This is a genomic window from Jiella sonneratiae, from assembly GCF_017353515.1.
In the GTDB taxonomy this organism is placed as follows: domain Bacteria; phylum Pseudomonadota; class Alphaproteobacteria; order Rhizobiales; family Rhizobiaceae; genus Jiella; species Jiella sonneratiae.
Genome location: NZ_JAFMPY010000002.1, coordinates 23,613 through 32,416, shown reverse-complemented (window position 1 = coordinate 32,416; position 8,804 = coordinate 23,613). Strand labels below are relative to the sequence as shown.

Sequence of the window (8,804 nt, the reverse complement as noted above, 5' to 3'; positions counted from 1 at the left end):
CGCCCCCCCCCCCCCCACCGCGGCGGCGCCACCCGCGGGCGGGGCCCGCGCCTCGACTGCCACCTCGGCGACAGAAGCGGTGCCGGCGATCGCCCGTCCGCCGACGATTTTGCGGCGACGAGCTCAGTAGATCCTCGGGACAAGCCCGAGGATGACGCCGCGGCTGGGGGTGACGCCTGCGCCGGGGTCGCCGTCACGACGAAAGCCACCCGGCGGCCCCATCCATGACCGCCACCATCTCCAAACGCCTCGCAGCCGCCATCCCCGTCCTGTTCGGCCTCTCGATCATCGTCTTCCTGATGATCGCCCTCATTCCCGGCGATCCGGCGACCGCGATCCTCGGCTCCTACGCGACGCCGGAGAACGTCGCGAAGCTCAACGCCGCGCTCGGCTTGGACAAGAGCCTGCCGCAACAGTATCTCGCCTGGATCTCCGGCGTCCTCACCGGCGATTTCGGCCGCTCCTACGCGCTCAACCGGCCGGTGATCGACATCGTCATGGAGCGCTTCTCGGCGACCCTGCTGCTCGCCGGGGCCTCGCTGGTCCTCGCCACGTTCTTCGGCCTTTTCGCCGGCATCGTCTCGGCGGTGCGCCAGTTCGGCCTCGCCGACAAGGCGATCACGCTGGCCGTCCTCGTCGGCATTTCGGTGCCGTCCTTCTGGCTGGGGCTCCTGCTCATCCTGTTCTTCGCGGTGAAGATCAAGCTCTTCCCGGCAAGCGGCATGGTGGCGATCTACGGCGGCGGCGGGCCGCTCGACATCCTGCATCATCTCGTCCTGCCGGCGATCACGCTGGCCCTCGTCGCCACCGGCGTCATTGCGCGCCTCACCCGCACGGCGATGCTGGAGGTGCTGCGCCAGGACTACATCCGCACCGCAAGGGCCAAGGGCCTGACCGAGCGCCGGGTGATCTATCGCCACGCCTTCATGGCGGCGCTGGTCTCGGTGATTCCGGTGATCGGCATCCAGGCCGGATTCGTCCTCGGCGGCGCGGTCTATGTCGAGACGGTGTTCCAGTGGCCGGGGATCGGCGCGATGCTGGTCAACGCCATCTCCCAGCGCGACATCCTGCTCGTCCAGGGCGGCGTCCTCGTCGTCGCGGCCTCCTACGTGCTCTTCAACCTTCTCGCCGACGTCTGCCAGACGCTGCTCGATCCGAGGCTGAAATGACGGCCGCCGCGACCACCTCCGACACAGCCGCCCAAACGTCGGGTAAAGAGCGCCGCGAGCGGCCCTCGACCTTCGCGCTGATCCTCAACAACCGCCTCGCCGCGGCGGGGCTCGTCGTCCTTGGCCTCATCGTCCTCGCCGCGCTGGCCGCACCCATCCTGCCGCTCGCCGACCCGAACGCCACCGACCCTGCGAACCGCCTTGCCCCGCTTTTGACGCCCGGCCATCTCTTCGGCACCGACGCCCTCGGCCGCGACATCCTCTCCCGCCTCGTCTGGGGGACGCGCGTCTCCCTCCTCGTCGGCTTTTCCGCCTCGCTGATCGCCGCCCTCTTCGGCTCGGCCATCGGCCTCGTCGCCGGCTACGCAGGGGGCCGGACCGACCAGATCCTGATGCGGCTGATCGATCTGATGATGGCCTTTCCCTACATCCTGCTGGCGCTCGCCATCGTCGCCATCCTCGGGCCGGGGCTGATCAACGCGCTCTATGCCATCGCCATCGTCAACGTGCCGTTCTTCGCCCGCAACATCCGCGGCATCACCGTCGGCCTCGCAAGGCGGGAATTCGTCGACGCCGCCCGGCTCTCCGGCAAGGGGCCGCTGACGATCCTTGGGTCGGACATCCTGCCCAACGTCCTGCCGACCATCGTCATCACGCTGTCGACCACCGTCGGCTGGATGATCCTCGAAACGGCGGGGCTCTCCTTCCTCGGCCTCGGCGCCCAGCCGCCCCAGGCCGATCTCGGCTCGATGCTCGGCGACGGACGCAAGGTGATGTTCACCGCGCCGACCATCTCGCTGGTGCCGGGGCTGATGATCTTCCTGATCGTCATGAGCATCAACCTGATCGGCGACGGCATCCGCGACGCCCTCGACCCGCGGCTCAGGTCGGGCGCGCTGGCGCGGCCGGCATTCCGCACGAAGGTGGCGAAGGGACGGAGGATGCCGGGGGAGGATATTGGAGAGGAGCCTCAACCTCTCGAAGGTGGCAGCAGCCATCACTCCCCTCTGCCTGCCGACGATAGCGGCAACCGCCACCCCCCTCTGCCTGCCGGCATCTCCCCCACAAGGGGTGAGATCGATAAAACGGAGACGTCGGCAGCAGCTGATCTCCCCCCTTGTGGGGGGTCCGAAGGACGGGCGAGACCCGTGGCTCGCCCGGGAGTCCGGCAGGGCAGAGGGGGGGGTCAAGGCACCAACCCGGACGACAAAAGCGTATCCCCCGTCCTCGCCGTCCGCGGCCTCGAAACCGAATTCCGCATCGGCCGGTCGGTCTATCACGCCTCGAACGGCGTCGATCTGACGATCCGGCCCGGCGAATGCCTCGGCCTCGTCGGCGAGTCCGGCTCCGGCAAGTCGGTGACGGCGATGAGCCTGATGGGCCTCGTTCCCTCGCCGCCGGGGGTCATTGCCGGCGGGCGCATCGGCTTCAAGGGCGAAGACCTCGCCGACGCGCCGGACGGGCGCATCCGCGCATTGCGCGGCGGCGCCGTCAGCCACGTCTTCCAGGATCCGCTGGCGACGCTTCACCCGCTGTTTGCCGTCGGCGACCAGGTCGTCGAGGCGATCCGCGCGCACCAGCCGCTCGGCAGAAAGGCGGCGGCGGAAAAGGCCCGCGACCTCCTCGATCTCGTCCGCATCCCCAACGCTGCGCGGCGCATGAAGGCCCTGCCGCACGAACTCTCCGGCGGCCTTCGCCAGCGCGTCTCGATCGCCATCGCGCTCGCCAACGATCCGGACCTGATCATCGCCGACGAGCCGACGACGGCCCTCGACGTGACCGTACAGGCCGAGGTGCTGCGGCTGCTCGACGAGCTTCGGCGCGAGCGCCGGACCGCGGTCCTCTTCATCACCCACGACTTCGGCGTCGTCTCCGAAATCGCCGACAAGGTGGCAGTGATGTATGCCGGCCGCATCGTCGAGACCGGCAAGACGGCCGAGATCCTCGCCCGGCCGGCGCATCCCTATACCCGCATGCTGATCGACTGCGTCCCGGTGATGGGCGAGCCGGAGCGGCGGCTCGACGCGGTGCCCGGCCGCCCGCCGGCGGTGAACCGGCTGCCGCCCGGCTGCGCATTCGCCGATCGCTGCCCCCGGGTCCGGCCGGATTGCCGGGAGGGTGAGATCGAACTGGAACCGAAGCGCGGCAGCCTCGAAGCCCGCTGCCTTTATCCGCTCGGCCCGGGGGAAGCGCTTTCCGGCGAGGCCGATCCCCGGGAGGCGCGGCCATGACCGCGCCGTCGAACGTCATGGAAATCCGCGACCTCGCCCGGACCTTCGGCGGCGGCCGCACGATCTTCGGCACGAAGAAGCCGGAACTGACCGCCGTGCGCGGCGTCTCGCTCGATCTCAGAATGGGCGAGACCCTCGGCATCGTCGGCGAATCCGGCTGCGGCAAGTCCACCCTCGCCCGAATGCTGGTCGGGCTCGACAGGCCGACACGCGGCGCGATCCGCCTCGACGGCGAAGACCTGTCGGCATCGGGCACCAAGGCGCTGGCACGCCGCGTGCAGTACGTCTTCCAGGATCCGGTTTCCTCGCTCAATCCGCGCCAGACCATCCGCGCCATTCTCGAAGCGCCGATGCGCCATCTCCTCGGTCTCGGCGGGAAGGAGCGACTGGCGCGACTCGAAAAGCTGATCGAGGCGGTGAATCTCCGTCCCGAATTCCTCGAACGCTATCCGCACGAATTTTCCGGCGGCCAGGCCCAGCGGATCGGCATCGCCCGGGCACTCGCGGCCGAACCCGACGTCGTCGTCCTCGACGAGCCGGTCTCGGCCCTCGACGTCTCGGTGCAGGCGCAGGTTCTGAACCTGCTCGACCGGCTGAAGCAGGAACGCGGCCTGACCTACGTGTTCATCAGCCACGACCTCGCGGTGGTCGAGAGCGTCGCGACGCGGGTGGCGGTGATGTATTTCGGCGAGATCGTCGAGGAAGCGCCGGCGCGCCAGCTCTTCCGTGCACCGCTGCACCCCTATACGGACCTCCTCATCCGCTCCGCCCCGGTGCCGAACCGCAGGCGCGCCGCCGCAAAGGGCGACTCGGGCGAACTGCCCGACCCATACGACCCGCCGCCCGGCTGTCCTTTCGCGCCCCGCTGCCCACGGGTCGAGGCCGACTGCCGCGCCGCGATGCCGCCGCTCGAAGCCAAGGACCGCGGCAAGGGGCATCGCGCCGCCTGTCTGCATCCGCTGCCGCTTTCGGCGCCGACGTCGCAGCCGCACGAGCCGGGCTGAGCCGCCGCCGCGGCGGCGCCTTTACCGCGGCCTGCGGCTGTCGTACGCAGGTGGGACGGGTCTCGCTCGACGAGGGCGGGCCGGCGACCCCAGCGTCTGGCCCGGGCAGCATCAAGCTCGATCACGGCGGCGACAGAGGAGACATCTCGATGAAGGCCACGATCTTCTCCGGCGTGATCCCGGCGCTGATGACCCCCTGCCGTCCCGACCGCTCGCCGGATTTCGACGCCCTCGTTTCGACCGCCGAGGATCTGATGTCGGCCGGCATGTCGGCGGTGGTCTATTGCGGCTCGATGGGGGACTGGCCGCTCCTCACCGATGCCGAGCGCATGGAAGGCGTCGCCCGGCTGACAGGGGCCGGCATCCCGGTCGTCGTCGGCACCGGCGCGGTCAACACCGCCTCGTCCGTCGCCCATGCGGCGCACGCCGCAAAGGTCGGCGCGAAGGGTCTGATGGTCATTCCGCGGGTCTTGTCGCGCGGGCCGTCGGCCGCCGCCCAGAAGGCCCATTTCGAGGCGATCCTCTCGGCCGCGCCTGAGCTTCCGGCGGTCATCTACAACAGCCCCTATTACGGCTTCGCGACCCGCGCCGAGCTGTTTTTCGAGCTGCGCGCCAGACATGCCAATCTCGTCGGCTTCAAGGAGTTCGGCGGCCCGGCGGATCTCAGATACGCCGCCGAAAACATCACCAGCCGCGACGACGACGTCTCGCTGATGGTCGGCGTCGACACGGCGGTCTACCACGGCTTCGTCAATTGCGGGGCGACCGGGGCGATCACCGGCATCGGCAACGTCCTGCCGCGCGAGGTCGTCGCGCTGTGCGAGCTCTCGCGGGCCGCCGCGAGCGGCGACGTGGTCGCCCGCCGCCGGGCGAAGGAGCTCGACGAGGCGCTGGCGGTGCTCTCTTCCTTCGACGAGGGGCCGGATCTGGTCCTCTACTTCAAGCACATGATGGTGCTGCGCGGACACGAGGCCTATCGCCTCAATTTCAACGAGACCGACGCGCTGTCGGAGAGCCAGCGCGGCTTCGCCGAGGCGCAGCTGAAGCTGTTCGACGCCTGGTACGCCGAATGGAGCCGCACCGAGCTGCCCCGCGCCGCCAAGAAGGCCGCGGCGTAAGGTCCGGCGACCCGCCGAACCGCTGCCGCCCCCGACGATCCGCCCTCTCCTGACCGTGCCCCGCCGGACATGACGGAAAACCGTTCCTCGCCGCCCGCGTCCGTCCCGGACGTCATCGTCGTCGGCGCAGGCGTCATCGGCCTGTCGGCCGCCCTGATGGCGACGTTCCGCGGCCTTTCGGTGACGGTTCTCGACCGGGAGGGCCCGGCGGCCGGCGCATCGGCCGGCAATGCCGGCGGCTTCGCCTTCACCGAGATCCTGCCGCTCGCCTCCCCCGGTATCATGCGCAAGGCGCCGAAATGGCTCGCCGATCCGCTCGGGCCGCTCAGCATTCCGCCGGCCTATGCCCACAGGATCGCACCGTGGATGCTGCGCTTCTGGCGCGCCTCGTCGCCGGCGCGCTTCGCGGCGGCGACTGCCGCCCAGACAGCGCTGAACGACCTTTCGCGAGCCGAGCTCGAAGCCTTTCTCGGCGAGACCGGCACGCTCGCCATGCTGCGCAAGGACGGCTGCCTGGAAGTCTACGAAAGCGAGGCGGAGTTTTGCGCCGCGCTGCCCGGCTGGCGGGCACGGGCCGAGCACGGCATCGACTTCCGGCACCTTTCCGCCGGCGAGATGGCCGAGCTCCAGCCGGGGCTCTCGCCGCGCTTCACCCACGGCTCCTTCATGCCGGGCTGGTATTCGATCGCCGATCCCAGGGACTACGTCCTCGCCCTCGCGGAACGGCTTCGCGCCCTCGGCGGGCGGATCGAGCGGGACGAGGTGCGGGCGCTGCGGCCGACCGAGACCGGCGTCGAGATCGTCAGCGACGGCGGCAGCCGGCAGGCGCGGCACGTCGTCCTCGCGGCCGGCGCGTTCTCGCATCGCATCGCCCGCAGCCTCGGCGAGCGGATTCCGCTCGAAACCGAGCGCGGCTACAACACGACGCTGCCGCCGGGCGCCTTCGACCTGAAGGTCCAGATCACCTTCGGCGGCCACGGCTTCGTCGTCTCGCGGCTTTCGAGCGGCATCCGCGTCGGCGGGGCGGTCGAACTCGCCGGGCTCGACCGGCCGCCGAACTTCCGCCGCGCGGAGGCGATGCTGAAGAAGGCGACTGCGTTCCTCCCCGGCCTCGATCCGCGGGACGGCCGGCAATGGATGGGGTTTCGCCCGTCGCTGCCGGACTCCCTGCCCGCCATCGGCCCGTCGCGGGCGAGCCGGCAGATCGTCCACGCCTTCGGCCACGGCCATCTCGGCCTGACCCAGTCCGTCGGCACCGCCCGGCTCGTCGCCGATCTCCTCACCGGCCGCGATCCGCCGATCGCGCTGGCGCCCTTCTCGCCCGGCCGTTTCCGGCGCATGATCGCCTGACGTCGCGGGCAGGCGGGCGCGCCCGCAAAGCCCGACACTCCCCCAAACCCGAAGGGCGCGCCGCGAGCGGCAGCCGACTTTCCGGAAACCGCCATGGCCAGCCACATCTTCTCCTGCCTCGACGGCCACACCTGCGGCAATCCGGTGCGCCTCGTCATGGGCGGCGCCCCGCGGCTCGAAGGCGCGACCATGCTGGAACGGCGCGGGCATTTCCTGCGCGAATTCGACTGGATCAGGACCGGCCTGATGTTCGAGCCGCGCGGCCACGACATGATGTCGGGGTCGATCCTCTATCCGCCGACCCGGACCGACTGCGACGTGGCGGTGCTGTTCATCGAGACCTCGGGCTGCCTGCCGATGTGCGGCCACGGCACCATCGGCACCGTCACCATGGCCATCGAAAACGGCCTCGTCTCGCCCCGCGAGCCCGGCCGCCTGTCGATCGACGCGCCGGCCGGCAGGGTGGACGTCGCCTATCGCCAGGAAGGGCGCTTCGTCGAGGAGGTGCGGCTGACCAACGTTCCCGGCTTCCTGCATTCCGAAGGCCTGACCGCCGAGGTCGACGGTCTCGGCGAAATCGTCGTCGACGTCGCCTATGGGGGCAATTTCTACGCCATCGTCGAGCCGCAGAAGGCGTTTCGCGACATCGCGGATTTCACCGCCGGCGCGCTCGTCGGCCTCTCCCCGAAATTACGGGCGGCGCTGAACGCGAAATACGACTTCGTCCATCCCGAGCATCCCGAGATCCGCGGGCTTTCCCATATCCTGTGGACCGGCGCCCCACGCGACCCGGCGGCCCATGGCCGCAACGCGGTGTTCTACGGCGACAAGGCGATCGACCGCAGCCCCTGCGGCACCGGCACCTCGGCGCGGATGGCGCAGCTCGCCGCCAAGGGGCGCCTGTCGGTCGGCGACGACTTCGTGCACGAATCGATCATCGGCTCGCTGTTCAAGGGCCGCGTCGAGGCCGCGACGACGGTCGGAAGTCGTCCGGCGATCGTTCCCTCCGTCGCCGGCTGGGCCCGCCAGACCGGCATCAACACCATCTTCATCGACGACCGAGACCCCTTCGCCCACGGCTTCGTCGTCGCCTGAGGGGGCGGATCGCCGTCGTTGAGACGCGGAAGCGCGGCGGCTACCGGCCCGCCGCTCTGGCGGTCGCGGCGACGACGATCGCGACCCCTTCGTCCTCGAGCATCCGGGCGTTCCGGTCGGAAAGTCCGTCGTCGGTGACGAGCGTGCCGACGCGCTCCAGCGGCAGGACGGCGAAGCGCGGCCGAAGGGCAAACTTGCGGCTGTCGGCGAGGATGACGATCTCGTCCGCGCGGCTCGCGAGCTCGCCGATCGCCTTGACCAGCAGCGGATGCGACTCCAGCACCCCGCCCGGCCCGAGGCCGTGGGCGCCGAGGAAGTATTTCGACGCGAAGAAGGCCGGCGGACCGGCATTGACGTCGTGCAGGATGCCCGGCTCGCGGTAGAGCGTCCCGCCGGCGACGACGAGCTGGCAGACGGCGTTTCGGCCGAGCGCCGCGGCGAGCGGCATGGAGTTCGTGTAGACGCCGAGACTTCGCTGGGCGAGGCGGATCCCGAATTCGAAACAGGTCGAGCCGGCATTGACGATGATGCTGTCGCCGTCCTCGACGAGCGCTTCCGCCGCCCTTGCGATCGCCCGCTTGGCCTCCACCGCCACGTCGCGGTTCTCGTCGTAGGAGCGCGCCGCGAGCCGCTGCGACACCGTCTCCACCGCAGAGACGCCGCCATGCACCTTCCGCGCCGCGCCGGTCTCGTTCAGCTTGTCGATGTCGCGGCGGATGGTTGCCGGAGAGACCCCAAACATCGCCTGAAGATCGCGCACCGTCGCGAAGGATCGCTCGCGCAGGACGTCGCAGATCCGCTCCTGGCGTTCGCTTTCGACCATCACCCTGCCCCAAC

Annotated in this window: 7 protein-coding genes; 6 read left to right on the top strand and 1 reads right to left on the bottom strand. The window is 70.1% G+C overall.

The window, feature by feature from the left end; all coding sequences use genetic code 11:
- Nucleotides 1-224: 224 nt before the first annotated feature.
- The 6 genes from J1C47_RS02270 to J1C47_RS02240 all read left to right on the top strand — a co-directional run bounded on the left by J1C47_RS02270 (nucleotide 225) and on the right by J1C47_RS02240 (nucleotide 7,967).
- On the top strand, nucleotides 225-1,169 hold the full coding sequence (locus J1C47_RS02270; RefSeq protein ID WP_207349104.1) for an ABC transporter permease: 945 nt from the start codon (nucleotides 225-227) through the stop codon (nucleotides 1,167-1,169).
- A complete protein-coding gene (locus tag J1C47_RS23585) occupies nucleotides 1,166-3,400 on the top strand; it encodes a dipeptide/oligopeptide/nickel ABC transporter permease/ATP-binding protein (protein WP_245396317.1) in 2,235 nt (744 codons plus the stop codon). The genes J1C47_RS02270 and J1C47_RS23585 overlap by 4 nt, the downstream gene beginning before the upstream one ends.
- The gene (locus tag J1C47_RS02255; protein ID WP_207349103.1) at nucleotides 3,397-4,404 is read left to right on the top strand and encodes an ABC transporter ATP-binding protein; all 1,008 of its coding nucleotides are present in this window, start codon (nucleotides 3,397-3,399) and stop codon (nucleotides 4,402-4,404) included. Before J1C47_RS23585 ends, J1C47_RS02255 begins: the two co-directional genes overlap by 4 nt.
- 149 nt (nucleotides 4,405-4,553) lie before the next feature.
- A complete protein-coding gene (locus J1C47_RS02250) occupies nucleotides 4,554-5,522 on the top strand; it encodes a dihydrodipicolinate synthase family protein (protein WP_207349102.1) in 969 nt (322 codons plus the stop codon).
- 69 nt (nucleotides 5,523-5,591) lie between these two features.
- Entirely contained in the window at nucleotides 5,592-6,872 is a 1,281-nt protein-coding gene (locus J1C47_RS02245) for an NAD(P)/FAD-dependent oxidoreductase (RefSeq protein WP_207349101.1), read from the top strand.
- Between the two features lie 93 nt (nucleotides 6,873-6,965).
- On the top strand, nucleotides 6,966-7,967 hold the full coding sequence (locus J1C47_RS02240) for a 4-hydroxyproline epimerase (protein ID WP_207349100.1): 1,002 nt from the start codon (nucleotides 6,966-6,968) through the stop codon (nucleotides 7,965-7,967).
- A 40-nt stretch (nucleotides 7,968-8,007) separates the two neighbouring features.
- Here J1C47_RS02240 and J1C47_RS02235 read toward each other — a convergent pair whose 3' ends face one another.
- Nucleotides 8,008-8,790 carry a DeoR/GlpR family DNA-binding transcription regulator gene (locus J1C47_RS02235; RefSeq protein ID WP_207349109.1) on the bottom strand — a complete coding sequence of 261 codons (783 nt, stop codon included), beginning with the start codon at nucleotides 8,788-8,790 and terminating at the stop codon, nucleotides 8,008-8,010.
- Nucleotides 8,791-8,804: the final 14 nt, after the last annotated feature.

Bases quoted from the DNA above. Each gene is read 5' to 3' on its own strand.
- J1C47_RS02270 (WP_207349104.1), top strand. From the start codon at position 225: ATGACCGCCACCATCTCCAAACGCCTCGCAGCCGCCATCCCCGTCCTG.
- J1C47_RS23585 (WP_245396317.1), top strand. From the start codon at position 1,166: ATGACGGCCGCCGCGACCACCTCCGACACAGCCGCCCAAACGTCGGGT.
- J1C47_RS02255 (WP_207349103.1), top strand. From the start codon at position 3,397: ATGACCGCGCCGTCGAACGTCATGGAAATCCGCGACCTCGCCCGGACC.
- J1C47_RS02250 (WP_207349102.1), top strand. From the start codon at position 4,554: ATGAAGGCCACGATCTTCTCCGGCGTGATCCCGGCGCTGATGACCCCC.
- J1C47_RS02245 (WP_207349101.1), top strand. From the start codon at position 5,592: ATGACGGAAAACCGTTCCTCGCCGCCCGCGTCCGTCCCGGACGTCATC.
- J1C47_RS02240 (WP_207349100.1), top strand. From the start codon at position 6,966: ATGGCCAGCCACATCTTCTCCTGCCTCGACGGCCACACCTGCGGCAAT.
- J1C47_RS02235 (WP_207349109.1), bottom strand. From the start codon at position 8,790: ATGGTCGAAAGCGAACGCCAGGAGCGGATCTGCGACGTCCTGCGCGAG.